We start from the raw sequence: 24,230 nt of genomic DNA, 5'->3' as shown, positions 1-24,230 counted from the left end.
CGAGCATCCCCTCGACCGGCAGCACCATGAGGTTGTGGGCGCCTCGCGCTTGAGGTCCTCGAGCTTGGCCCACGAGACCGAGCCGTGCACGAGCATCTGCAGCGCGACCTCGTCGCGGCCCTCGACCGCCGTGACCGTCGGCTCGTGACCGCCGGGCAGCAGCGGCAGGACCCGGTCGAGCAGCTCGCGCTCGACGCGCAGCAGGAGCAGTCGCGACTCCTTGAGCTGGACCGCCCCGTCGAGCCGCCGCAGCAGGAGGTCGGCGATCTCCTGCCGCCCGTCGTCGAGCTGGTGCCCGGGGCCGGCGATGACGGCCTCGCTGTGCAGGATCGTCGTGACGGGGGTGAGCTGGTTGGCGCGCAGCGTGCCGCCGGTGGAGACGAGGTCGCAGACCACGTCGGCCTGGCCCAGGCGCGGGGCGATCTCGACCGAGCCGTTGAGCACGACCGGCTCGGCGTCGACGCCGTGCTCGGCGAGCCACCGGCCCAGGGTGTGCGGGTAGGACGTGGCGATGCGGAGCCCGGCGAGCTGCTCGGGCCCGGTCCACTCCTCGTCCTCGGCGATCGCGACGTCCAGCCGGCAGGTGCCCCAGCCGAGCTGTCGCCACTCGGTCAGCTCGACGCCGCGACCCTGGGCCTCACGGGCCAGTCCGTGCTCGACCAGCACGTTGCGTCCGACGATCCCGAGGTCGCAGACGCCGTCGGCGATGAGGCCGGGGATGTCGTCGTCCCGGACGAGCAGCAGGTCGACCGGCAGGCTCTCGCCGTAGCAGAAGAGCTTGTCGCGGCTCTCGCGCCAGGTGAGGCCGCAGGAGGCCAGCAGCTCGCGGGCCGGCTCGCCGAGGCGGCCGGACTTCTGGATCGCCACGCGCAGGCGGTCGCGCGGCTGGACAGGCGGGGTCATCGGGACCTTTCGGTGCAGCGGGTGGGCTCGGCCAGTCGGCCGGGGAGCTCGGTGGTGGGTGCGGGTCGCAGGGCGCAGCGCGGGCCGTCGGGCGCCTCAGACCGTCGGTAACGCCGCCGGATGCTCGTGGTGATGCTCCAGGGCGGCGCGGTAGCCGCCGGCCCCGGCGTCCAGGCACCGCGCGATCCGCCCGACGGTCGTCACGCTCACGCCGGTCTCGTCGTGGATCTGGCGGTAGGACAGGCCCTGCGCGAGCAACGGGACGACGGACCAGCGGTCGGCCATGGCCTCGATCTCGGCCGGCGTGCACAGGTCGTCGAGGAAGGCGTCGACGGCGTCCGGCCCGTCGAGCGCGGCGAGCACGCGCGCCAGGCCGTCGCGCGCCCGGGCGCCGCCCTCGGCGTCCTCCCGCTGCTTCATCTCGTCGTGTCCTTCTCGCGTGGTCGTGGTCGGTGTCGGCTGGCCATGAGGAACTTCTGTCTCGCCTGCTCATGTCGTAGCGCGCTAGTACGCTAACACGGTCGCCCGACCACGTCGCCACCCCCACCGAGCGCCGCTTGTGGTTGCCCCCACCCCCACCGAGCGCCGCGAATGGTTGTCCCCCGGCCGATGCGAAGATGCTGGTATGCGCCGCACCCTCCTCCCCGCCGTCACCGCTCTCGTGCTCGCCGGCTGCGGCGGTGAGGCGACCTACCCCGGATCGTCCGCGGACGAACCACAGGGCGACGAGACGCCGGACGTGGCCTGCACCCAGCCGCCGACGCCACCGGCCGAGCCGAGGTCATACACCCAGGACGACCTGCCCGAGCCCCTGTCCGGCCAGCGGGAGACCCTGGCGGCGACGATCGAGACCACCTGTGGCGACATCGAGCTGGAGCTGTATGCCGGGGACGCGCCGCAGACCGTGGCGTCCTTCGCGTTCCTGGCGCAGGAGGGCTACTGGGAGGACAGCGCGTGCCACCGGCTGGTCACCAGCGGCATCTTCGTCCTCCAGTGCGGCGACCCGACCGGCACCGGGCAGGGCAGTCCGGGGTATGCCTTCGGCATCGAGAACGCGCCACCGGAGGGTCTCTACCCGCCCGGCACGCTGGCCATGGCCCGCACCCAGGACCCGGACAGCAACGGCGGCCAGTTCTTCATCGTCTACGACGACACCCAGCTGCCCGTCGAGGGCGGCGGCTACAGCATCTTCGGCCGCGTGACCGCAGGGCTCGACATCGTCGAGACGGTCGCGGCCGAGGGCAACGACAGCGGCGGCACCGCCCCGGCGCAGCCGATCAGCCTGCTGTCGGTCAGCGTCGGCGACTGAGGCAACCACTCACGACGCCCGGTCGGGAGTCAGACGAGCGGCTGGGCGAGCTCCACGCGCAGCGCGCTGACGACCTCGTCGCGGGGCACGGTGAACTGGTCCTGGCGGCGCAGGTCCTTGAGCGTCACCGTCCCGTCGGCCACCTCCTGCTGCCCCAGGATCGCGACGAAGCGGATCCCGGCGCGGTCGGCATACCGCAGCTGCTTGCCCAGCTTGCCGCCGTCGAGCACCGCCTCGGTGTTGATGCCGCCGTGCCGCAGCTGCGAGGCCAGCGCGAGCTGGTCGTCCAGCAGCTCGGCGTCGACCTGCGGCACCAGCACCTGCACCGTCGACTCCCCCGCCGAGACCTCGATCAGCCCGGCCTCCCGCAGCTGCCAGAACAGGCGCGACAGCCCGATCGAGATCCCGACCCCGGGCAGCCGTGACTTCGTGTACTGCCCTGCGAGGTCGTCGTAGCGGCCGCCCGAGCAGATCGAGCCCAGCTCGGGATGCTCGTCCAGCGTCGTCTCGTAGACCGTGCCGGTGTAGTAGTCCAGCCCCCGGGCGATGGAGAAGTTGAGGCAGTAGTTGGCCTCCGGCACGCCCAGCGCGCGCACCAGCCCCAGCACCTCGCGCAGCTCAGCGACACCCTGGGCGAGCGCCTCGCTCCCGGCGGAGCCGGCCACCACGTCGTCGAGTCGCGCCAGCGCGTCGTCGTGCCCGGTGGACCGCGTCTGCACGAAGGTGAGGATCTGCTCGACGACCTCCTCGGCCAGCCCGAAGCCGTCCCCGGTCAGCGTCGTGCGCAGGTAGTCCGGCCCGCGCTTGTCCAGCTTGTCGACCTCGCGCAGCACCGCCGCCTGCGCCTGCGGGTCGGCGATGCCGAGGTCCTCGTAGAAGCCGCGCAGCAGCCGCCGGTTGTTGATCTGGATGGTGAAGTCGCCGATCGCCAGGTCGGTGAAGATCGCGTTGATGATCGCGGGGGCTTCGGCGTCGTGCCGGACCGACAGCTCGCCGGAGCCGATGACGTCCACGTCGCACTGGTAGAACTCGCGGAACCGCCCCCGCTGCGGCCGCTCGCCGCGGTAGACCCGCTGCATCTGGTAGCGCCGGAACGGGAAGGTCAGCTGGTGCTCGTGCTCGGCGACGTAGCGCGCCAGCGGCACCGTGAGGTCGAAGCGCAGCGCCAGCTCGGGCAGCGTCCCCTCCGCGGGGCTTTGCGCCCGGGCCTTCTCCAGCGCCCCGGTCGACTGGGCGAAGTAGACCTGCCGCTCGGTCTCGCCGCCGGTCTTGGTGAGGAGCACCTCGGAGCGCTCGAAGACGGGGGTCTCGACGGGCAGGAAGCCGAAGCGCTCGTAGCCGGAGCGGATCGAGTCCAGCATCCGCTGGAAGGCGATCTGCTCGGGCGGCAGCAGCTCGAGGACACCGGACGGCGTGCGCGGGGAGATCACCGCGCGAGTCTATCGACCGGCATGCCGCCGCTCTCCCAGGCCGTGCACACGTCCAGGGGGCATAGTGGTCTCCATGAGCACCGGAGCAGCCTTGCCCCCGTCCCTCGAGCTGGCCTCGCGGGAGAGCATCACCCCGGCGCAGCTGCGGGAGGTCGGGGCGCAGCTGCAGCGCTTCCTGCTGGAGTACGAGTTCGGGCTGCGCGAGGTCGAGACGAAGATCGAGATCCTGCGCGACGAGTTCTCGCACATGCACGACTACAACCCGATCGAGCACGTCTCGAGCCGGGTCAAGTCACCGGACAGCCTGCGGGAGAAGGTCCTGCGCCGCGGCCTGGCGACGGACCTGCCGACGATCCGCCGGGAGATCACCGACATCGCCGGCATCCGCGTCACCTGCAGCTTCGTCACCGACGCCTACCGCATCTTCGACCTGCTCACGCAGCAGGACGACATCACCATCCGCCGCGTCTCGGACTACATCGCCGACCCCAAGCCCAACGGCTACAAGAGCCTGCACGCCATCATCGAGATCCCGGTCTTCCTCTCCACCGGACGCGTCGAGGTGCCGGTGGAGGTCCAGCTGCGCACCATCGCGATGGACTTCTGGGCGAGCACCGAGCACAAGATCCACTACAAGTACGACGGCAACGTGCCCGACTCACTGCTCGACGAGCTCAAGACCGCCGCGGACAGCGCCGCCGAGCTGGACGCCCGGATGCACCGGCTGCACCGCGAGCTGCACGGTCAGAGCGAGGTCAGGTAGGGGTTCGTCCCGCGCTCGCGCGCCATCGTGGTCGCGGGCCCGTGGCCCGGCAGCACGAGCGAGGAGTCGGCGAGCGGGAGCACGACGTCGCGCAGGCTGCGCCGCATCGCCGCCGCGTCACCGCCCGGCAGGTCGGTCCGGCCGATGGACCCGGCGAAGAGCACGTCGCCGGAGAGCACGGTCCGGTCCAGATCGTCGGAGGGTATGCCGTCCGGCACGTCGTGCGCGGTGAAGAGCACCGAGCCCTCGGTATGCCCGGGGGCGTGGGCCACCTCGATCCGCAGGCCCGCCAGCTCGAGGGTCGTGTGGTCCTCACCGGCAGCGCCGAACTCCACGATCCGCTCCGGCTCGGTCCACGTCGCGCGCCGGCCGAACTGCTGCTCGAGGGCGGCGACGAGCTCGGGGCTCATGGTGGCGAGCGGGTCGGTCAGGCGATACCGGTCGTCGGCGTGGATGTAAGGGCTCACCGCCGTGGTGCCCTGACAGACCGGGGTGACGGCATACACGTGGTCCAAGTGGCCGTGGGTGAGCAGCACGGCGGCCGGCCGCAGCCGGTGCTCGGCGAGCACGTCCTGCACCCGGTCCTCCACCCCGATGCCCGGGTCCACGATCAGGCACTCCTCCCCCTCGGCGGGAGCGATGACGTAGCAGTTGGTGGCGAAGGCGTCGGCGACGATGCTGCGGACGAACATGGGACCGACCCTACGCACCGCTGCCGAGCACCTCGGCAGGGCCACCACGGGCTCGGCCGGTAGGGTCGGGGCGTCCACGCCATGTCGAGCCGGCCCCGACGGCCGTGCTCGCGGTCCCCGTCAGAGGAGCCACCACCGTGTCCGAGCAGACGCCCACCCCCACCGAGCCGGAGGAGTCGGCCGCCGAGCCGACGGTCGCCGCCACCGAGGACGTCGAACCGCAGCCGGAGCCGGACACACCCGCAGAGCCCGAGGCAGCCCCGCAGCCCGCACCCCCGGCGCCCCCGAAGCCGGCCGCGCCCTCCCCCGCGATGTTCGCGGCGCGCCGGCCCGCGGCAGCCCGGCCCGCCGGTGGGGCCGCCGGGGCGGCGCCCGAGCCGCACCCGGACCCGAGCGAGTCCATGAAGCACGGGCGCGTCGCCGAGGACGGCACCGTCTACGTCGTCGCCGCCGACGGCACCGAGCGTGAGGTCGGCTCCTACCCCGGCGCGAGCCCGGAGGAGGCGCTGGCCTACTTCGCCCGGAAGTACGACGAGATGCTCGCCTCGGCGGACCTGCTCAAGGCCCGGCTCGCGGGCACCGACGTCTCCGCCCACGACGCCCGGCAGTCCCTGGCCCACCTCAAGGAGCAGATCGGCGAGGCGCACGTGGTCGGCGACCTGGCGGCCCTGTCCGCGGTCGTCAAGCACCTCGAGGAGGAGGTCAAGGTCCGCTCCCGCACCGAGCAGGAGGAGCGGCTGCAGGCCAAGGCGCGCGCCGCGCAGGAGCGGGAGAAGCTCGTCGTGGAGGCCGAGCAGCTCGCGGCCACCGAGCCCGCGAAGGTGCAGTGGAAGCAGAGCAGCGGGCGCGTCCGCGAGCTGCTCGAGGAGTGGAAGGCGCACCAGCGCTCCGGTCCGCGTCTCGACAAGGAGGTCGAGAACGCGTTGTGGCAGCGCTTCAGCCATGCGCGCTCCGACTTCGACAAGATGCGCAAGACCTGGTTCGCCCACCTCGACGAGGAGCACGCCAGCGCCAAGGCCACCAAGGAGCGCCTGGTCCGCGAGGCCGAGGCGCTGTCGACCAGCAAGGACTGGGGCGCCACCGCCGGTGCCTTCAAGCGGCTCATGCAGGACTGGAAGCGGGCAGGCCGGGCCTCCCGTGCCGACGACGACGCCCTGTGGGCGAGGTTCAAGGCCGCCCAGGACTCCTTCTTCGACGCCAAGGACGAGGTCGTGGCGGCCGAGGAGGCGGAGTTCACCGAGAACCTCAAGGTCAAGGAGGGCCTGCTCGAGGAGGCCGAGGCACTCACCGTCGACGAGGCGCACCTGGACCAGACCAAGGCCGAGCTGCGCAAGATCCAGGACCGCTGGGACGCCGCGGGCAAGGTGCCGCGGGCGGACATCAAGCGGGTCGAGAACCGGCTGCGCGCGGTGGAGCAGAAGGTGCGCGACGTCGAGGACTCGCAGTGGCAGCGCACCGACCCCGAGCTGAACGCTCGGGCGCAGTCGATGGTCGACCAGCTCGAGCGGGCGGTCCAGGGCCTGGAGGCCGACCTCGCCGCCGCCCAGGCCGCGGGTGAGGACAAGAAGGCCCAGGACCTCGAGGCCGAGCTGGCCACGAAGAAGCTGTGGCTGAGCTCGGCGCGCGGAGGTCTCGGCCGGTGAGCAGCCTCACCCACCTCGCGACCCAGGTGAGCGAGGTCGCCGAGGGCCTGTGCGCCTACCTCGACGCCTCGCCCTCGCCGTTCCACGCGGTGCACGCCGCGCAGCAGCTGCTCACCGACGCCGGCTTCACCGAGGTCGACGAGACCGAGCCGACCCCGTCCGCACCGGGCAGCTATGTCGTCCGGCGCGGGGGCTCGCTCATCGCCTGGTCCACCGCCCACCTGCCCGCGGACCGGCCGGCGCACACGGCATACCGGGTGGTGGGGGCGCACACCGACTCCCCGAACCTGCGGATCAAGCCGCAGCCGGACTGGACCCGTGCCGGGTGGCAGATGCTCGGCGTCGAGGTCTACGGCGGCGCGCTGACCAACTCCTGGCTGGACCGGGACCTCGGGCTCTCCGGCCGCGTCGCGGTCCGTGACGCCACGGCGCCGCACGGGATCAGCCAGCTGCTGTGGCGCTGCGACGACCCGCTGCTGCGGGTCTCCCAGCTCGCCATCCACCTCGACCGCACCGTGCGCACCGAGGGCCTGAAGCTCAACGACCAGGACCACCTCGCCCCGCACTGGAGCACCGGCACGGAGGCGTCGACCTTCCGGGACTGGCTCGCGGGTCAGGTCGACGTCGCGCCCGAGGACCTGCTGGGCTTCGACGCCATGACCCACGACCTCACCCCCGCCCGCCGCATCGGCGGCGAGGGCGAGCTGGTGGCGTCGGCACGCCTGGACAACCTCGCCACGTCGTATGCCGCGGTGCGGGGGCTACTGCAGGCGGTCGCCGCTCCCGGCGAGGCCGCCTCGGTGCCGGTCGTCGTGCTCTTCGACCACGAGGAGGTGGGCAGCACCTCCGAGCGCGGGGCGCAGTCGACCTTCCTGCCGTCCTGGCTGGAGCGGATCGTGCTGGCCGCCGGGGGCACCCGTGAGGACTACTGGCGTGCGCTGGCCGGCTCGGTCATCGCCTCCGGCGACATGGCGCACGCCACGCACCCCAACTATGCCGAGCGCCACGAGCCGAGTCACCCGATCCTCATGAACGGTGGCCCCGTGCTCAAGGTCAACACCAACCTGCGCTACGCCACCGACTCCGTCGGCGCGGCCGCCTTCACCCTGGCCTGCGAGCAGGCGGGGGTGCCGATGCAGACCTTCGTCACCCGCTCGGACCTGCCGTGCGGCTCCACGGTGGGCCCGATGACCTCGGCCCTCACCGGTGCGAGGACGGTCGACTTCGGCGCGCCGGTGCTCTCGATGCACTCCACCCGGGAGATCTGCGGGACCCTCGACCAGGCGGGGTATGCCGCAGCCCTGGCCGCCTTCCTCTCCCCCGCCTGAGGCGCCCGGTCAGGACGCCGACGGGGAGGGCTCGGAAGCCTCCCGGCGGTGCGGGTCGGTGCTCGTCGTGCCCGTGACCCGGTAGGCGTCGAGGACGGCCGGGATGCGCCGGACGGCCCGCAGCACCGACTCCAGGTGCGAGGGATCGGCCATCTCGAAGGTGAACTTGCTCAGCGCCACCCGGTCCCGGTTGGTCTGCAGCGACGCGGACAGGATGTTGACGTGCTGCTCGGAGAGCACCCGGGTGATGTCGGACAGCAGGGCCGACCGGTCCAGGGCCTCCACCTGCATGTTGACGAGGAACAGGCTGGTCGCCGTCGGTGCCCAGGCCACCCGGATGATGCGCTCGGGCGACTTGCTCTGCAGCTCCGCGGCGTTGGTGCAGTCGGTGCGGTGCACCGAGACCCCCTTGCCGTGGGTGACGAAGCCGAGGATCGGGTCGCCGGGCACCGGCGTGCAGCACCGGGCGATCTTGACCCAGACGTCGTCCGCGCCCACGACCGTGACCCCGGGGTCGGCCTGCGCGATCCGGCCGCGGCGCGGCCGCACCGCCTCGGCCAGGTCCTCCTCGGTGCCGTCCTCGCCGCCGAGCGTCGCCAGCAGCTGCTTGACGACGTGCTGCGCCGAGACGTGCCCCTCGCCGACAGCGGCGAAGAGCCCGTCGATGTCCTTGTAGTTGAGGCCCTGCGCCACGGCCGTCAGCGTGTCGTGCCGCATGAGCCGCTGCAGCGGGGCGTTCTGCTTGCGCAGCACCTTGGCGATCTCGTCCTTGCCGGAGTCGACCATCTCCTCGCGGCGCTCGCGGGTGAACCACTGCCGGATCTTGTTGCGCGCCCGGGGGCTCTTGACGAAGGTCAGCCAGTCGCGGCTGGGCCCGGCGTCCTGGGCCTTGCTCGTGATGATCTCGCAGACGTCGCCGTTGCCCAGCTCGGAGTCCAGCGGAGCGAGCTTGCCGTTGACCCGACCACCCACGCAGCGGTGCCCGACCTCGGTGTGCACGGCGTAGGCGAAGTCGACCGGGGTCGCACCGGCGGGCAGCGCCATGACGTCGCCGTCCGGGGTGAAGACGTAGACCTCGGCGGCGCCCATCTCGAAGCGCAGCGAGTCGAGGAACTCGCCGGGGTCGGAGGTCTCCTGCTGCCAGTCGATGAGCTGCCGGAGCCACTGCATACCCTCCAGTGCGCCAGGCGCCCCGTCGGGACCGGCGACGGCCTTGGTGCCGTCCGGGCTCTGCTCCTTGTACTTCCAGTGGGCGGCGACGCCGTACTCCGCCCGGCGGTGCATCTGGTAGGTGCGGATCTGGATCTCCACCGGCTTGCCGCTCGGCCCGATCACGGTCGTGTGCAGCGACTGGTACATGTTGAACTTCGGCATCGCGATGTAGTCCTTGAACCGCCCCGGCACCGGGTTCCACCGGTTGTGCAGGGCGCCGAGCACCGCGTAGCAGTCCTGGATGGACTCGACGAGCACGCGCACGCCGACCAGGTCGTAGATCTTGTCGAAGTCGTGCCCCCGCACGATCATCTTCTGGTAGACCGAGTAGTAGTGCTTGGGCCGCCCGGTCACCGTGGCCCGGATCTTGGCCCCGTGCAGCTCGTCACCGATCTCACCGCGGATGCGGGAGAGCATCTCCTCGCGCGCCGGTGCACGGTCGGCGACCATCCGCACGATCTCGTCGTAGACCTTGGGGTAGAGCTGGGCGAAGGAGAGGTCCTCCAGCTCCCACTTGATGGTGTTCATCCCCAGCCGGTGCGCGAGCGGGGCATAGATCTCCAGCGTCTCCCCCGCCTTGCGGGCGGCGCTCTCGGCCGAGACGTAGCGCCAGGTGCGGGCGTTGTGCAGCCGGTCGGCGAGCTTGATGACCAGCACCCGGATGTCGCGCGCCATCGCCACGACCATCTTGCGCACCGTCTCGGCCTGGGCGGCGTCGCCGTAGGTCACCTTGTCCAGCTTGGTGACGCCGTCGACCATCATCGCGATCTCGTCGCCGAAGTCCTTGCGCAGCTGCGCCAGGGAGTATGGCGTGTCCTCCACCGTGTCGTGCAGCAGCGCCGCGGCGATGGTCGAGGGCGTCATGCCCAGCTCGGCGAGGATCGTCGCCACGGCGAGCGGGTGGGTGATGTAGGCGTCGCCGCTCTTGCGCTGCTGGCCCTTGTGCATCTCGTCGGCGACGGCGTAGGAGCGCTCGATGAGCGCCAGGTCGGCCTTGGGGTGGGTCGCCCGCACCGAGCGCAGCAGCGGCTCCAGCGCCGGGTTCGTCGAGGCCCGCGTGCCCCCGAGCCGGGCCCAGCGCGGCCGCAGGCCACCACCCACCCGCGCGGGTGGCGTGCTCGCGGCCGGCTCGTTCATGCACAGATCATAGGTGGTGCGGACCGGCCCGCCGCACGCCGGTGACCAGCGAGAGACCCGCGGATCGAGGCCGGGTCCCCAGGGCTGCTCAGACGCTGGTGAGGCAGTGCAGGTCGTAGCCGGTGAGCTTGTCCCGGCCCGCCAGCTCCTCGATCTCGAGGACGAGCTCGATGGCCGCGACGCTCGCGCCGCAGCGCTCGATGAGCTCGCAGGTCGCGGCCAACGTCCCGCCGGTCGCGAGCACGTCGTCGACGACGAGCACCCGCTCGTGGTGCGAGACGGCATCCTGGTGGATCTCGAGGGTGGCCGTGCCGTACTCCAGCGTGTAGGACTGGCTGTGCACCGCGGCCGGCAGCTTGCCGCCCTTGCGCACCGGCACAAAGCCGACACCCAGCTCGTGCGCGATCATCGCCCCGAGGATGAACCCACGGGCCTCGATGCCGGCCACCACGTCCACCTGGCCGCGGCGGCGCTCGACGGTGTCCGCAACGATCCGGTCACGCAGCCCGCGGTCGAGCAGCACCGGCGTGAAGTCCTTGAAGACCACGCCCTCCTCCGGGAAGTCCGGGATGTCGCGCATCCCGGCGAGCACGTCGGCGGCGAGCCGGGGATCGGGATCGGCCATGGCGGGGAGCTCCTCGGGGGTCAGCGGGTGCGCCGCTTGCGCTTGGGCTGGTTACGCGGGCCGCGCTGGGCATACGGGTGCAGCTGCCGGCCCTGGGCCGGGCCGGTGCTCGTCCCCTCCGACCTCGACGCCGACGTCGTGGCCGTCGTGGCGTCGGCACCCACGAGCGCGCCGTCGGCCTCGTCCGACCCCTCCTCGACGTCGTCCTCGTCCAGGTCCCGGCCGCGCTGGGCCGCGCGGGCGTCGTGCCGGGCACGGCGCTTGGTGACCTGGGCGTCGTGGCGACGGATCGTCAGCTCGCCCTCGCGCAGGTGCACGAGCAGCGGCGTGGCGATGAAGATCGAGGAGAAGGTGCCGACCGCGATGCCGATGAACAGCGCCCAGGCGAGGTCGACCAGGGTGCCCGGACCGATCAGGGTCACGCCCACGACGAGGATGACCGCGACCGGCAGCAGCGCCACGACCGAGGTGTTGATCGAGCGCACCAGGGTCTGGTTGACCGCCTGGTTCGCCGCCTCGCCGAAGGTCTGCCGCTTGGTCTCGAAGGCGTGCTCGGTGTTCTCCCGCACCTTGTCGAAGACGACGATGGTGTCGTAGATCGAGTACCCGAGGATCGTGAGGAAGCCGATGACCGACGCCGGCGAGACCTCGATCCCGATGAGGGCGTAGATGCCCACGGTGAAGAGCACGTCGTGGATGAGGGCGACCAGCGCGGCGACCGCCATCTTCCAGGTGTGGAAGTAGAGCGTCAGGACCAGCGTCACCAGCGCGAGGAAGACCGCCAGCGCGATGAGCGCCCGGTTGGTGACGGTCTCGCCCCAGGAGGGCCCGACGAAGGAGCTGGTGACGTCGGCGACGTCCACCCCGAACTCGTCGGCGAGGTCGCCGCGGGCGGTCTCGGCCTCCGAGCTCTCCAGCTCGCCGGTCTGGACCCGGACCGTGGAGTCCCCGATCTGCGTGATCGTCGTGGTGCCGCCCGGGGCGACCTCCTCGATGATGTCGCCGGCGCGCTGCTCGTAGTCCTCCATCTGCTGGTCGCTGACCTGGCTCACCCGCAGCTCGGAACCGCCGCTGAACTCGATGCCGAAGTTGAGGCCACGGCCCAGCAGGCCGGTCAGGGAGACGGCGATGAGGACCGCGGACAGGAGGTACCAGAACATCCGGCGGCCGACGATGTCGTAGGACCGTGCGCCCGAGTAGAGGTCGTTGCCGAGGCGGGAGAAGCGCGACATCAGACCACACCGCCTTCCAGTTCTTCACGGGTATGCCGTCTGCGCCCGGGGGTGATGACGTCGGGCTCCCGCACGCGTCCCCGGCCCAGATAGGCCGAGCGCTTGGCGCCCAGCCGCTCCGGCTCCATACCGGACCACTTCTTGCCCTCGCCGAAGAAGCGGGTGTTGGCCAGGATGCTCACCAGCGGATGGGTGAACATGAAGACCACCACGAGATCGATGATCGTGGTCAGCCCGAGGGCGAAGGCGAAGGCCTTGACGCCCGACTCCGAGAGGAGGTAGAGCACGGTCGCCGCGATGAGGTTCACCACGTCGGAGATGATGAGCGTGCGGCGGGCCCGCTCCCAGCCGGTGTCGACGGCATACCGCAGCGGCCGTCCGGCGCGGACCTCGTCCCGGATCCGCTCGAAGTAGACGATGAAGCTGTCCGCGGTGATGCCGATCGCGACGATGAGACCGGTCACCCCGGCCATGGTCAGCCGGAAGTTGTTGGCCCACCCGAGCAGCGTCACCGAGCCGTAGGCGAGCAGCGCCGCCACGACCAGCGAGCCGATGGCGACCAGGCCGAGCGCGTGGTACTGCACCAGCATGTAGGCGAAGACGAGCAGCAGCCCGATGATCCCGGCGATGACGCCGTAGCGCAGCTGCTCCCCGCCGAGGGTGGGGCTGATCTGTTCCGAGGTCTGCACCTCGAAGCTCAGCGGCAGCGCACCGAACTTCAGCTGGTTGGCCAGCGACTGCGACTCCTCCGGGGTGAAGTCGCCGGAGATCGTGGCGGTGCCGCCGGAGATGACGCCGTTGACGGTGGGGGCGGTGATGACCTGCCCGTCCAGGACGGTCGCGAAGCGGTTCTGCGCCTCGCCCTGCGGGTAGCCGTAGAGCCGGGAGGTGATCTCGGCGAACGTCTGGCCGCCCTCGCCGTCGAAGGTGAGGTTGACCTGCCAGCGGCCGGTCACCGCGCCGCCCTGGACCGTCTCCGGCCCGGCGTTGGCGTCGGTGACGCTGCTGCCGGTGAGCTCGACGGGCCCGAGGATGAACTTCTCATCGCCCTCGACGGTGCAGGCCACGGTCGGCTGGTCGGTCGGGGCCGCGGCGACCTGCGTGGCGACGCCCTCGGCGGCACAGTCCAGGGCGCTGAACTCCTCCTGGAGCTCGGGCGTGATCTGGGCCAGGCTCGAGGGATCGCTCGCCGCCGGCAGCTCGCCCTCCTGGACCGGCGGTGCGGTGCTGTCGGAGCCGTCCCCCGCGGGGACGCCGGGCGCCTCGGTGGCGGACGCGTCGTCGCTGCCGGAGCTGGGCAGCCGGGTGCCACCGCGGTTCTCCTCGGTCTGCTCCGCCTCGTCGCTCGTGCCCTCCTCGACGCTGTCCTGCGTCTCGGAGTCCTCCTGCGCGTCCTGCTGCTGCTGCTCGAACTCCTCGAGCTGCTCCTCGATGAGGCTGGGCGGCAGCGGCAGGGTGCGCTGCTCCGGCATCTCCATCTCCGGCGCCGTGAACTGGGCCACGAGCACCGGACGGAATCGGAGCTGCGAGGAGCGGCTGAGCGCCTCCACCTGCTCCGGGGTCGGGTTGCCGGGGATGGCCACGGAGACGTTCTGGCCCTGGCGGGTGACCTCGGCCTCGGTGACCCCACCGCCGTCGACGCGGCGGCGGATGATGTCGATGGCCTGGTCGAGCTGCTCGGCGGAGACGTTGGTGCCGTCCTCGGTGAGTGGCTCCATGACGATCTGGCGGCCACCGGCGAGGTCGAGGCCGAGCTGCGGGGTCAGCGAGGCCGCGGGCTCGGCCCACAGCCGCGCCGCGCCGATGCCGCCGAAGAGCAGCACGGTGATCACGAGGAGGCTGAGCAGGGTGCGCAGCGGGCCCCGGATGCGGGCGCTGCGCTGGCCCCCGGACCTGCGTCCGCCGCCCGAGCGGCGCTGGCGCCGACCGCTCGCCTCACCCGCTCCGGGCAGGTCCTCGTCCCGGCGGGGCGCCGGGGTCGAGGTCGTCATCGGGTCGGACCGTCGGTGTCGGTCGGGGTGTCGCCGTCGGCGGGGCCGCCCTCGCCCTGGTCGCTGGCGGCGGGCCCGCCCAGTGAGCCGACCATCGACATCGGCAGGATCGCCCGCCGCTGGAACCGCAGCACCACTCCGCCGGCCTCGAGGTGGATCACGTCGGCCTCGACGGCGCGGATCACGCCGAACATCCCCGAGGTGGTCATCACCTCCTGCCCCGGCTGCAGCTGGCTCTGCGCCTCGTTCACCGAGCGGGCACGCCGCCGCTGGTTGAACATGAGGAACAGCAGGAAGATGATCGGCAGTGCCAGGATGAGCAGCGTGAGGCCGGAGCCCCCCGCGCCCGCAGCGGAGCCGGTCGCCAGTGTCATGGAGTGACCCTTCGAAAGCGTGTCTCGTGGGGCGCCGGGTGCGACGCCGTCGTCCCGCCGCCCGCGCCCAGGCGCGCGGCAGGCACCCGGGGCAGTCTAGGTGAGTCCGCTGGGGCCACCAAAGAGGCCGGTATGCCGTGTCCCCGCCACCCGATCCGCCGCCCTGGCCATCCCCGTAGGCCCACCGACCGGCGAATGCACGCCCCAGCAGGACTTCCACGGTCAGCACCACTGCCGGTATGCCCGCCGACCGGGGAGATCTTGCCCCGGCAGGACTTCCACGGTCAGCACCGCTGCTGGCATACCCGCCGACCGGGGAGATCTTGCCCCGGCAGGACTTCCACGGTCAGTCGCCGAGCGGGAGCGTCTCCGGCGGGTCGTCGTCGGCGCCGAAGCGGCCGCCGGTGCTGCCGGGGACCCCGCCACCGGCGCCGGCGGGCGGGGTGAGGCCCAAGTGGGCCCAGGCGGCCGGGCTCGCGGCGCGGCCGCGGGGGGTGCGCACCATGAAGCCCTCGCGCACGAGGTAGGGCTCGGCCACCGTCTCCACGGTGTCCGGCTCCTCGCCCACCGCGACCGCGAGCGTCGACAGCCCCACCGGGCCGCCGCCGAACCGGGTGCAGAGCGCATCGAGGACGGCCCGGTCCAGCCGGTCCAGGCCGAGCTCGTCGACGTCGAAGAGCGCCAGCGCCGCGCGGGCGGCCGGCTCGTCGACGACGTCCTGGCCGTGCACCTGCGCCCAGTCACGCACCCGCCGGAGCAACCGGTTGGCGATGCGGGGGGTGCCTCGGGAGCGGGAGGCGATCTGGGTGATGCCGGGGTCGTCCGCCTCGATCTCCAGCAGCGCGGCGTTGCGGTGCAGGATCGCCACGAGGTCCTCGGTGGCGTAGTAGTCCAGGTGCCCGGTGAAGCCGAAGCGGTCCCGCAGCGGCGCCGGGAGCAGCCCGGCCCGGGTGGTCGCGCCGACCACGGTGAACGGCGGCAGCTCCAGCGGGATGGCGGTCGCGCCCGGGCCCTTGCCCACGATGACGTCGACCCGGAAGTCCTCCATCGCGAGGTAGAGCATCTCCTCGGCCGGCCGCGACATCCGGTGGATCTCGTCGAGGAAGAGCACCTCTCCCTCGACCAGGGACGACAGCACGGCGGCGAGGTCCCCGGCGTGCTGGATCGCCGGGCCGCTGGTGATCCGGATCGGCTGCTCCAGCTCGCCGGCGATGATCATCGCGAGCGTCGTCTTGCCCAGGCCGGGCGGCCCGGACAGCAGCACGTGGTCCGGCGGGCTGCCGCGACGCCGGGCCGCCTCGAGCACGAGCCCGAGCTGGTCGCGCACCCGCCGCTGGCCGGGGAACTCCGCCAGCCGCCGCGGGCGCAGGGCCGCCTCGATCCGCCGCTCCTCGTCGGTGCCGGCAGGGTCGACCACCCGCTCGGCCGCGGTGAACGCCTCCTCCGGCACCTCGACCTCGTAGGAGCCGTCCTCGGACGAGCGGTCGTCGTCGGAGGCGTCTTGGGGCCGACCGGCCGCCTCGGTCACCGGCCCAGCTCCCGGAGGGCCGCGCGCAGCAGCGCGGCGACGTCGGCGGGCGCCTCGTCCTTCGTCACGGTGGCGAGCGCGCCGTCGGCCTGCTTGGCCGTCCAGCCGAGACCCTGCAGCGCCTCCCGCACCTGGCTCTGCACGGCGTCATCCGCGGAGGCGACAGTCCCGGCGGCCCGCTGCGGCAGACCCGGGTCGACGCCGACCGCCAGGATCTTGTCCTTGAGCTCCAGCACCAGCCGCTCGGCCGATTTCTTGCCGATGCCGGGCACCTTGGTCAGCGCGACGAGGTCGCCCTGGGCGATCGCCGCGCGGACGTCGTCGGGCGAGTGGACCGAGAGCATCGCCAGCGCGAGCCGTGGCCCCACGCCGCTGACCGTCTGCACCTGCTCGAAGATCGTCTTGGCGTCCGAGCCGTCGAAGCCGTAGACCGTCAGCGACTCCTCGCGGACGACGAGGGTCGTCTCGAGCGAGACCTCCTGGCCGCTGCTCGCCCCGGCGGCGGTCTCGGGGGTGGTGTGCACGAGCAGCCCCACGCCCCCGACCTCGACGACGAGGTGGTCGAGGCCGACGTGGCGGACCGTGCCGCGGACCGAGGCGATCACCGGGGGTTCCTCCTGCTCGAGACGGTGGTGGCGGGTGAGCCGCTGCGGGCCGAGGCCCGGGCGGCGGCGGACCGCGCGGCGGTGCGGTGCTCGTTGTGCAGCTGGGCCAGCCGGTTGGGCCGGGCCCGGGCCGCTCCCGCTCGGCGTCCTGGTAGCGGTTGGGACCTCCTGCCTCGCCCTCCAGCCGGGCCTGGGCGCCTCCGCGCCACAGGTGGCAGATGGCCAGCGCCAGCGCGTCGGCGGCGTCGGCCGGTCGGGGCGCCTGCTCCAGGGTGAGGATCCGGGTGACCATGCGCGTCACCTGGCCCTTGTCGGCCCGGCCGTTGCCGGTGACCGCGGCCTTGACCTCCGACGGCGTGTGCAGCACGACCGGGAGCCCCAGCCGGGCTGCGGCCAGCAGCGGCAGCGCCGAGGCCTGCGCCACGCCCATGATGCTGCTGTTGCGCGTGCTGGCGAAGACCCGCTCCACGGCCACTGCCTCCGGGTGGGTCCGGGCGAACCACTCGTCCAGCTCGGTCTGCAGGGTGAGCAGCCGCTCGGCCGGGTCGTCGCTCGGCGGTGTCCGCACCACACCGACCTCGACGAGCCGCAGCTGGCGCCCGGGGAGCCCCTCGACCACCCCCAGACCGCACCGGGTCAGGCCGGGGTCGACGCCGAGCACGCGCATTCCGCTCCCGTTCCGCAGGTGTGGACAGATGTTCGGACTCCACGCTACACAGCCGCGGTGGCGCGCCGCTGCCGCGACACACCATCGGAGACAGCGTGGACCTCGCTGCGCTCGGGTGACCTTTCTGCTCCGAGCAGTCAAGCTCGCGCCGCTCGCGACTACTCGGCCTCGTCGAGCTGCGCCAGGACCTCGTCGGAGATGTCGGCGTTGGAGTAGACGTTCTGCACGTCGTCGCAGTCCTCGAGCGCGTCCACGACCCGGATGACCTTCTTGGCGCCGTCGACGTCCAGCGGCACCTGCATGCTCGGCACGAAGGTCACCTCGGCCGAGTCGTAGTCCATGCCCGCCTCCTGCAGCGCGGTGCGCACCGCCACGACGTCACCGGCCTCGGAGATGACCTCGAAGGACTCGCCGAGGTCCTCGACCTCCTCGGCCCCGGACTCCAGCACGATCTCGAGCAGCGCGTCCTCGCCGGTCTCGCCGCCCTCCTGCTCCTTGGGCACCACGACCTGGCCCTTGCGCTCGAAGAGGTAGGCCACCGAGCCGCTGTCGGCCATCGAGCCGCCGTTGCGGGTGAGCGCGGTGCGCACCTCCATGACGGCGCGGTTCTTGTTGTCGGTGAGGCACTCGATGTAGAGCGCGACCCCGCCGGGGGCATACCCCTCGTAGACCAGGGCCTCGTAGCTCGCGCCGCCCGCCTCCGCGCCGGAGCCGCGCTTGACGGCCCGGTCGATGTTGTCGTTGGGGACCGAGCTCTTCTTGGCCTTCTGGATGGCGTCGTAGAGCGTCGGGTTGCCGGTCGGGTCTCCCCCACCCATGCGCGCGGCGACCTCGATGTTCTTGATGAGCTTGGCGAAGAGCTTGCCGCGCTTGGCGTCGATCGCGGCCTTCTTGTGCTTGGTCGTCGCCCACTTGGAGTGACCACTCATCCGGTGTCCTCGCATCCGTCATCTCGGGGTATGCCGCTCGCACAGGTCCCTCGGGACCTCGACGCGGCGGCAGGGATCGACGCCCTAGGCTACCCGCATGCCAGGGGACCCTCGTGAGGTGGAGATCCGGGCGCGCAGATCGGGGCGATCCGGCCGGACTGGGTGCCGGAGGGCGCCCCCGACCTGCTGCTGATGCAGCTGCCGCCCGGCTGACCCGGGCCCGGGCATACCCCGCGCCTCACTCTTGTCCCACCACCCCCGGGTGCCGCATAGTGGAGAGTGGCTCGGGCCGGTCCCTGCTCGACCACCCCACTCGACGAGGAGTCATCGTGCGACGTCACTCCGTCGCAGGGCTCGCGCTCGCACTCGTGGTGTCCCTCACGGGTGCCCCCGCGTCCGCCAGCCCCGCAGCGCCCGAGCCCGACCTCGCGGACCCTGCATCCGGCAGCTCGCTCCCCTGGGCCCAGCAGGCGCAGGCCGCGCCCGAGCCGGAGAGCGCCGAGGACCTGGGCGAGACCACGGTCGTCACCACCGACGACGTGCTCCCGGCGCCGGTGCCGGGCTCGGAGGTCTACCCGGTGCCCGCCGACGGCAGCTACGACATCACCGGCGGCGGCTACGGCCACCGGATCGGCATGTCGCAGTGGGGGGCCCACGGGGCGGGCCTCGAGGGCCTGTCGCACGAGGAGATCGTCGATTTCTACTACCCCGGCACCCGGCTGGAGACCTGGTCCGCCCAGGACATCTCGGTGGGCATCACCATCGACGGCGACGGGGTCACCCGGGTGGCGCACCGCTCCGGCCTGCGGGTCTCTGCCGCGCCGGGCAGCCGCACCTACGCCCTGCCCTCCGGACGCAGCCAGTGGCGGGTGCGCGCGACGACCTCCTCGGCGACGTCCTGCGTGCTCGAGGGGTATGACGGTTCCACCTGGTCCTCCTGGTGGCCCTCGGGCATGTCCCGCCGCTGCCCGGTCACCTTCTCCTCCGCGCAAGAGGGGACGGTCGACCTCTACCTGCCCGGCGGCAGCCTGCGGGTCTACCGGGGCGCCCTCACCGCGACCCACCACGGCAGCTCGGCCCTGGCCACCGTCAACCACCTGCCCGAGCAGCACTACCTGCGCTCGGTCGTGGCCGCCGAGATGGGTCCGTCCTTCCACCCCGAGGCGTTGCGGGCGCAGTCCGTGGCCGCGCGCACCTACGCCCGCCGCAGCGCGAGCACCTCCTACTACGACATCTGCGACTCCACCGCGTGCCAGGCCTACCGGGGTCGTGGCGTGCGCCGCGGCGACGGTTCCCTCCTCTCCTACGAGTACTCCGCCAACAACGCCGCCGTCGACGACACCGCCGGTGAGGTGCTGACCTTCGCCTTCCCGCAGGGCCGGCGGCTGGCGACCACGATGTACTCCGCCTCGACCGGCGGCCAGACCATCGCCGCCGGCAACGGGCACGACTACCTGCGCGCGCAGAAGGACCCCTACGACGCGACGCCGGCCAACCCGCGGCACCGGTGGAGCGCGTCGCTGCCCCGGACCGCGCTGCAGCAGCGCTACGGCATCCATCGCGTCGAGCGGGTCCAGGTGCTCACCCGGGACGGGGTCGGCGCGTGGGGCGGCCGCATCCTCACCGCCCGGGTGGAGGGCTTCACCTCCGGCGGTGCCTACACCTACGCGCACGCCACCGGGACCGGCCTCATGCTCTCCCGCTACTGGCCGACGTGGTCCGAGGGACTGTCATCGGACTACTTCACCTTCGCGGGGGCGGCGCCGACCCCGACGAAGCCGGTGCGCCTCAGCGGCACCGACCGCTACGGCACCGCCGCGCGCGTCGCCGAGCAGTGGAGCCCCGGGGTGGGCGTCGTCTACGTCGTCTCCGGGCAGGACTACCCGGACGCGCTGGCGGCGTCGGCCCGCGCCGGAGTCTACGACGCCCCGCTGCTGCTGACCCGCCACGACCGGCTGCCCGGCGCCACCACCCGTGCCCTCCAGCGGCTCCGCCCCGACCGGCTCGTCGTCCTCGGCGGCACCGACGCCGTCTCGGGCGGCGTGCTGCGCGACCTGCGCGGGTATGCCCGCACCGGCCGGGTCGACCGGGTGGCGGGCACCGACCGCTACGGCACCGCCGCCGCGCTCGCGGGCTACTACCCGAGCCGGGTGGACCGGGTGCTGCTGGCCAGCGGCCGCGACTTCCCCGACGCGCTCGCCGGGGCCGCGGTCGCCAACGGGCAGCAGGCACCGCTGCTGCTGACGCGACCGGAAGGTCTGCCAAGCACCACGATCCGCGCGCTGCGGCGCCTGCAGCCGCGCGAGGTCGTCGTGCTCGGCGGCGACGGCGCCGTCACCGACACCGTCGTGCGGCAGGCCCGGCAGTATGCCTCCGGCGGCGTCGTGCGCTGGGCCGGGGACGACCGCTACCGCACCGCGGCCCGGATCGCGGCGACCTTCCCGCGCGGCACCGACCCGGCCTTCGTGGCGCTCGGCACCGACTTCCCGGACGCGCTCGTGGCTGCCGCGCTGGCGGGCCGTCACGACGCACCGCTCGTGCTGACCCCGGGTGACCGCGTCGCGGCCGGCGCCGACCAGGCGCTGAGCCACCTGCGGCCGCGGTCAATGTACGTCCTCGGCGGGACCGGCGGCATCACGAGACCGACGATGGATCGGCTGGCTCGCTACCTGCGCTGAGCGTGCACCATCTGCACGAAGAGCTCGTGCACCCGGTGGTCACCGGTCACCTCGGGGTGGAAGCTGGTCGCGAGGAGGCCACCCTGGCGGACCGCCACGGGATGACCGTCGGTCGCGGCGAGGACCTCCACGCCGTCGCCGACGCGCTCGACCCAGGGCGCGCGGATGAAGACGGCCCGGACCGGGCGCTGCGGGTCGCGCAGCCCGGAGAGGTGCAGGTCGGCCTCGAAGCTGTCGACCTGCCGGCCGAAGGCGTTGCGCCGCACCGTCATGTCGATGCCGCCGAAGGTCTGCTGCTCCCGGTGGCCGTCGAGGATCTCGTCGGCGAGCTGGATCATCCCGGCGCACGAGCCGTAGACGGGCATACCGCCGGCGATCCGGGCACGGATCGGCTCGTGCAGGCCGAAGATGCGGCACAGCCGGTCGATCGTGGTGGACTCCCCGCCGGGGACGACCAGGCCGTCGACCTGCTCGAGCTCGGCCGGGCGCCGCACCGCGCGGGTGTCGGCACCGGCGGACCGGAGCGCGGCGAGGTGCTCGCGCACGTCGCCCTGGACGGCGAGCACGCCGACGGTCACGGAGGTCACGGCCCGCAGTGTAGAGCGGTCGCTCCCGGTCCTGGCGGGTATACCGAGGTCGTCCCGGAACAGGTCATCAGGGAACGATCCGGCCGACCCGGGAGACTGAGGTGTGTGGAGGCACCGGGCATACCTCGCGCGGTGGGAGGCTGGCCCGGATGAAGGAGGCTGTCGATGACCGTGACTGACCCGCGCGAGGACCGCGCCCTCCGCGCCCTCCGAAGGCTGCTGGCCGACCTGCCCGAGGTGCCGCCCGCCAGTCCTGCGGGGCGCGAGCGCCGCCGGCCGGTCGGCGCGTTGCTCCTCGCCGCGGTCGTGGCGGCGCTGCTGCTCGTGCTGCCGCTGCTGCTCTCCGGGCCGACGCCCTCGCCCTCCGGCGGGGCGGCACCGGCGACGCTGCCCGACCCGTTCCCCGCCTACGCGCACCTGCCCGCCACCGTGGAGCGCTCCCCGGCGGGCCCGGCGCTCATGGTCTTCACCCACGGCTACGGGGTGGAGTTCATGGACTACCCGCAGGCGATCGCGGTGGGGGCGGACGGCGGAACCTACCGGCGGCTCGACACCGCCGACGACGCGAGCGTGCGAAGCGACCAGGGCGATCCCGGACCCATGCTGCTGTCACCGGACGGGCGCAGCGTCGCGGTCGGCGGGCGCGGCAACGACGGCTGCCTCGCCACGGTGTCCCTCGAGGACGGCTCGGTCCGCACCTGGCCGCTGCCCGACGGGCGCTCCACCACTCCCCTGGCGTGGTCGGGCGATGGTCGGTCGGTCTTCGTCGGCCTGGTGGAGGACGACACCCACCGGTACTCCTCCCTGGACGGCGCGCCTCCGCGGGTGGTCTACGACGTGCGTCGGGCCGACCTTGACGCGCCGGAGGGGACCGAGCCGGTGCGGCTGCCCGAGGTCGCCGCCGCCACGGGCATCGCCCCGCTAGCGCGGGACGGCGGGCTGATCGTGTCCACCGGCTACGGCGCCGAGCTGCGCAGTGCTGACGGTATGCAGGTCGTGGCGACGGGGCTCGACCTGGGGCTGGACCTGGGACCGACGGCCGTCAGCCCGGACGGGCGACGTGTCGTCACGGGGGGCGCGGGGTCCGTGCAGGTCAGCACGCTCGACGGTGGGGCGCTGACGTCGACCGACCCGTTGGACCTGAGCGTGACGACCGACAGGCCTGCCGGTGCGGGACGGATGGCCGAGCCGCTCGGATGGCTCGCGGCCGACCGGATCCTGGTCTCCACCTACGACACCGAGACCGCAGCGCTCCGCCTCCACCTCTGGTCGGTCGACGTCGACTCCGGCGCAGCGCAGGAGCTGCTGGTGGCCGAGCCCGGGTGGACCGGCGCCGCGGTCGGCGAGATCTCCGTCGCCGCCGACCTGCTCGACGGGGCCGAGGTGGGCGATCCCGGCATGGTGGACCGGGGCCGTGTGCTCATGCTGCTGCGCGGCGCGCTGCTGGTGGCGCTGGTCGCCCTCGTGCTGCGGGCGGTGAGGCAGGCCGGTGCGGCGCGACAGGCATACCGGGACGCCTGAACGCCCGGGCTCAGCTCACCAGCCGCGCTCGGCCAGCCGGTGCGGCTGCGGGATGTCGTCGACGTTGATGCCGACCATGGCCTCGCCCAGGCCGCGGGAGACCTCCGCGAGCGTGTCGGGGTCGTCGTGGAAGGTGGTCGCCTTGACGATGGCGGCGGCCCGCTGACCGGGGTTGCCAGACTTGAAGATGCCCGAGCCGACGAAGACGCCCTCGGCGCCGAGCTGCATCATCATCGCGGCGTCCGCGGGGGTCGCGATGCCGCCGGCCGTGAACAGCACGACCGGGAGCTTGCCCTGCTCCGCCACCTCGCGCACCAGGTCGTAGGGCGCCTGCAGCTCCTTGGCCGCGACGTACAGCTCGTCCGGCGCCATCGAGGTGAGCCGCGCGATCTCGGCCCGGATCGAGCGCATGTGCGTGGTCGCGTTGGAGACGTCGCCGGTGCCGGCCTCCCCCTTGGACCGGATCATCGCCGCACCCTCGGTGATGCGGCGCAGCGCCTCGCCCAGGTTGGTCGCGCCGCAGACGAAGGGCACGGTGAAGGCCCACTTGTCGATGTGGTTGCTGTAGTCGGCCGGGGTCAGCACCTCGGACTCGTCGACGTAGTCCACCCCGAGGCTCTGCAGCACCTGCGCCTCGACGAAGTGCCCGATGCGGGCCTTGGCCATGACCGGGATGGAGACGGCCTCGATGATGCCGTCGATCATGTCCGGGTCGCTCATCCGCGACACGCCACCCTGCGCGCGGATGTCGGCCGGCACCCGCTCCAGCGCCATGACGGCGACCGCGCCGGCGTCCTCGGCGATCTTCGCCTGCTCGGGGGTGACGACGTCCATGATGACGCCGCCCTTGAGCATGTCGGCCATGCCGCGCTTCACGCGCGTGGTGCCGGTGGTGTGCTGGGTGGGCTCGGACATGCGCGGGTGGCCTCTCTTGCGGTGCGGGTATGCCGTGGCGGGGCCGCACGGGTGGGCCTCGCCGTGGAGGAGGTCAAGTCTACGGCGGGGTGGTGCGGACACCGGGCCAGGAGGTGCATGGGTGACGCAGGGTGGCCGGCGATGGGGATGCTGCGGGCGGG

The 24,230-nt window shown here is 72.7% G+C and carries 19 protein-coding genes and 2 pseudogenes; 6 read left to right on the top strand and 15 right to left on the bottom strand.

The features are described from left to right. Positions 1-105: 105 nt before the first annotated feature. Positions 106-903, bottom strand: a pseudogene (hisG, locus tag BJF86_RS14590) (ATP phosphoribosyltransferase); the annotation flags it as partial. Positions 904-999: 96 nt separating this feature from the next. Further along, the gene (locus BJF86_RS14585; RefSeq protein ID WP_075819991.1) at positions 1,000-1,323 is read right to left on the bottom strand and encodes a YerC/YecD family TrpR-related protein; all 324 of its coding nucleotides are present in this window, start codon (positions 1,321-1,323) and stop codon (positions 1,000-1,002) included. A gap of 205 nt (positions 1,324-1,528) precedes the next feature. Here BJF86_RS14585 and BJF86_RS14580 point away from each other — a divergent pair, with 205 nt between their 5' ends. Next, complete coding sequence (locus tag BJF86_RS14580) at positions 1,529-2,212, top strand: peptidylprolyl isomerase (RefSeq protein ID WP_075814284.1); 684 nt, start codon at positions 1,529-1,531, stop codon at positions 2,210-2,212. Between the two features lie 29 nt (positions 2,213-2,241). Here the strand turns inward: BJF86_RS14580 and hisS are convergent, their stop codons facing one another. After that, positions 2,242-3,642 carry a histidine--tRNA ligase gene (gene hisS, locus BJF86_RS14575; protein WP_075819989.1) on the bottom strand — a complete coding sequence of 467 codons (1,401 nt, stop codon included), beginning with the start codon at positions 3,640-3,642 and terminating at the stop codon, positions 2,242-2,244. A gap of 73 nt (positions 3,643-3,715) precedes the next feature. On the opposite strand from hisS, the gene BJF86_RS14570 reads away from it, so the two are divergent. Beyond that, a complete protein-coding gene (locus BJF86_RS14570) occupies positions 3,716-4,405 on the top strand; it encodes a GTP pyrophosphokinase family protein (RefSeq protein ID WP_075820216.1) in 690 nt (229 codons plus the stop codon). Here BJF86_RS14570 and BJF86_RS14565 read toward each other — a convergent pair. After that, positions 4,387-5,097, bottom strand: coding sequence for an MBL fold metallo-hydrolase (locus tag BJF86_RS14565; protein WP_075819987.1), 711 nt, complete (start codon positions 5,095-5,097; stop codon positions 4,387-4,389). The genes BJF86_RS14570 and BJF86_RS14565 overlap by 19 nt on opposite strands. Positions 5,098-5,234: 137 nt before the next feature. On the opposite strand from BJF86_RS14565, the gene BJF86_RS14560 reads away from it, so the two are divergent. Further along, entirely contained in the window at positions 5,235-6,740 is a 1,506-nt protein-coding gene (locus BJF86_RS14560; RefSeq protein WP_269087284.1) for a DUF349 domain-containing protein, read from the top strand. Continuing rightward, on the top strand, positions 6,737-8,068 hold the full coding sequence (locus BJF86_RS14555) for a M18 family aminopeptidase (protein ID WP_075820212.1): 1,332 nt from the start codon (positions 6,737-6,739) through the stop codon (positions 8,066-8,068). The genes BJF86_RS14560 and BJF86_RS14555 overlap by 4 nt, the downstream gene beginning before the upstream one ends. 9 nt (positions 8,069-8,077) lie before the next feature. Here BJF86_RS14555 and BJF86_RS14550 read toward each other — a convergent pair whose 3' ends face one another. From BJF86_RS14550 to BJF86_RS14510, 9 genes and pseudogenes are all read right to left on the bottom strand, one after another. Next, positions 8,078-10,417, bottom strand: a complete 2,340-nt coding sequence (locus tag BJF86_RS14550; RefSeq protein ID WP_075819986.1) for a RelA/SpoT family protein — start codon at positions 10,415-10,417, stop codon at positions 8,078-8,080. Between the two features lie 88 nt (positions 10,418-10,505). Further along, positions 10,506-11,042 carry an adenine phosphoribosyltransferase gene (locus tag BJF86_RS14545; protein ID WP_075814292.1) on the bottom strand — a complete coding sequence of 179 codons (537 nt, stop codon included), beginning with the start codon at positions 11,040-11,042 and terminating at the stop codon, positions 10,506-10,508. 20 nt (positions 11,043-11,062) lie between these two features. Then, positions 11,063-12,274, bottom strand: coding sequence for a protein translocase subunit SecF (gene secF, locus BJF86_RS14540; protein ID WP_075819984.1), 1,212 nt, complete (start codon positions 12,272-12,274; stop codon positions 11,063-11,065). After that, the gene (gene secD, locus BJF86_RS14535; protein WP_083653167.1) at positions 12,274-14,265 is read right to left on the bottom strand and encodes a protein translocase subunit SecD; all 1,992 of its coding nucleotides are present in this window, start codon (positions 14,263-14,265) and stop codon (positions 12,274-12,276) included. The genes secF and secD overlap by 1 nt, the downstream gene beginning before the upstream one ends. After that, positions 14,262-14,639, bottom strand: coding sequence for a preprotein translocase subunit YajC (locus tag BJF86_RS14530; protein WP_075819982.1), 378 nt, complete (start codon positions 14,637-14,639; stop codon positions 14,262-14,264). The genes secD and BJF86_RS14530 overlap by 4 nt, the downstream gene beginning before the upstream one ends. Positions 14,640-14,985: 346 nt before the next feature. Further along, the gene (gene ruvB / locus BJF86_RS14525) at positions 14,986-16,089 is read right to left on the bottom strand and encodes a Holliday junction branch migration DNA helicase RuvB (RefSeq protein ID WP_075820208.1); all 1,104 of its coding nucleotides are present in this window, start codon (positions 16,087-16,089) and stop codon (positions 14,986-14,988) included. A 74-nt stretch (positions 16,090-16,163) separates the two neighbouring features. Continuing rightward, positions 16,164-16,772, bottom strand: a complete 609-nt coding sequence (ruvA, locus tag BJF86_RS14520; protein WP_075819980.1) for a Holliday junction branch migration protein RuvA — start codon at positions 16,770-16,772, stop codon at positions 16,164-16,166. Positions 16,773-17,040: 268 nt separating this feature from the next. Continuing rightward, positions 17,041-17,439: pseudogene (locus BJF86_RS14515) on the bottom strand (crossover junction endodeoxyribonuclease RuvC); the annotation flags it as partial. 158 nt (positions 17,440-17,597) lie between these two features. Next, positions 17,598-18,368: a YebC/PmpR family DNA-binding transcriptional regulator gene (locus BJF86_RS14510; protein WP_022923867.1), complete on the bottom strand. Its 771-nt coding sequence runs from the start codon at positions 18,366-18,368 to the stop codon at positions 17,598-17,600. A gap of 329 nt (positions 18,369-18,697) precedes the next feature. Here BJF86_RS14510 and BJF86_RS14505 point away from each other — a divergent pair, with 329 nt between their 5' ends. Further along, positions 18,698-21,046, top strand: a complete 2,349-nt coding sequence (locus BJF86_RS14505) for a cell wall-binding repeat-containing protein (protein WP_075819978.1) — start codon at positions 18,698-18,700, stop codon at positions 21,044-21,046. Here BJF86_RS14505 and pdxT read toward each other — a convergent pair. Next, positions 21,034-21,633 (bottom strand): pyridoxal 5'-phosphate synthase glutaminase subunit PdxT, encoded by a 600-nt coding sequence (gene pdxT / locus BJF86_RS14500; RefSeq protein ID WP_022923865.1) that lies wholly within the window; start codon positions 21,631-21,633, stop codon positions 21,034-21,036. The two genes, BJF86_RS14505 and pdxT, sit on opposite strands and share 13 nt — an antisense overlap. A gap of 165 nt (positions 21,634-21,798) precedes the next feature. Here pdxT and BJF86_RS14495 point away from each other — a divergent pair, with 165 nt between their 5' ends. Further along, on the top strand, positions 21,799-23,154 hold the full coding sequence (locus BJF86_RS14495) for a hypothetical protein (RefSeq protein ID WP_083653165.1): 1,356 nt from the start codon (positions 21,799-21,801) through the stop codon (positions 23,152-23,154). A gap of 15 nt (positions 23,155-23,169) precedes the next feature. On the opposite strand, the gene pdxS is transcribed toward BJF86_RS14495, so the two are convergent. After that, positions 23,170-24,069, bottom strand: coding sequence for a pyridoxal 5'-phosphate synthase lyase subunit PdxS (pdxS, locus tag BJF86_RS14490; RefSeq protein ID WP_075819974.1), 900 nt, complete (start codon positions 24,067-24,069; stop codon positions 23,170-23,172). Positions 24,070-24,230 lie beyond the last annotated feature (161 nt).

Origin of the sequence: Serinicoccus sp. CNJ-927 (assembly GCF_001942435.1) — a bacterium.
Taxonomy (GTDB): Bacteria; Actinomycetota; Actinomycetes; order Actinomycetales; family Dermatophilaceae; genus Ornithinicoccus; species Ornithinicoccus marinus.
Note: the sequence above shows the minus strand (reverse complement) of the source record. Positions and strands in the feature narration are given on the sequence as shown.

Excerpts from the sequence above, each read along its gene's own strand:
- BJF86_RS14550 (WP_075819986.1), bottom strand. The coding sequence starts at position 10,417 with ATGAACGAGCCGGCCGCGAGCACGCCACCCGCGCGGGTGGGTGGTGGC.
- BJF86_RS14570 (WP_075820216.1), top strand. The coding sequence starts at position 3,716 with ATGAGCACCGGAGCAGCCTTGCCCCCGTCCCTCGAGCTGGCCTCGCGG.
- secF (WP_075819984.1), bottom strand. The coding sequence starts at position 12,274 with ATGTCGCGCTTCTCCCGCCTCGGCAACGACCTCTACTCGGGCGCACGG.
- BJF86_RS14530 (WP_075819982.1), bottom strand. The coding sequence starts at position 14,639 with ATGACACTGGCGACCGGCTCCGCTGCGGGCGCGGGGGGCTCCGGCCTC.
- pdxS (WP_075819974.1), bottom strand. The coding sequence starts at position 24,069 with ATGTCCGAGCCCACCCAGCACACCACCGGCACCACGCGCGTGAAGCGC.
- BJF86_RS14510 (WP_022923867.1), bottom strand. The coding sequence starts at position 18,368 with ATGAGTGGTCACTCCAAGTGGGCGACGACCAAGCACAAGAAGGCCGCG.
- BJF86_RS14580 (WP_075814284.1), top strand. The coding sequence starts at position 1,529 with ATGCGCCGCACCCTCCTCCCCGCCGTCACCGCTCTCGTGCTCGCCGGC.
- BJF86_RS14585 (WP_075819991.1), bottom strand. The coding sequence starts at position 1,323 with ATGAAGCAGCGGGAGGACGCCGAGGGCGGCGCCCGGGCGCGCGACGGC.
- BJF86_RS14495 (WP_083653165.1), top strand. The coding sequence starts at position 21,799 with ATGACCGTGACTGACCCGCGCGAGGACCGCGCCCTCCGCGCCCTCCGA.
- BJF86_RS14545 (WP_075814292.1), bottom strand. The coding sequence starts at position 11,042 with ATGGCCGATCCCGATCCCCGGCTCGCCGCCGACGTGCTCGCCGGGATG.
- BJF86_RS14565 (WP_075819987.1), bottom strand. The coding sequence starts at position 5,097 with ATGTTCGTCCGCAGCATCGTCGCCGACGCCTTCGCCACCAACTGCTAC.
- secD (WP_083653167.1), bottom strand. The coding sequence starts at position 14,265 with ATGACGACCTCGACCCCGGCGCCCCGCCGGGACGAGGACCTGCCCGGA.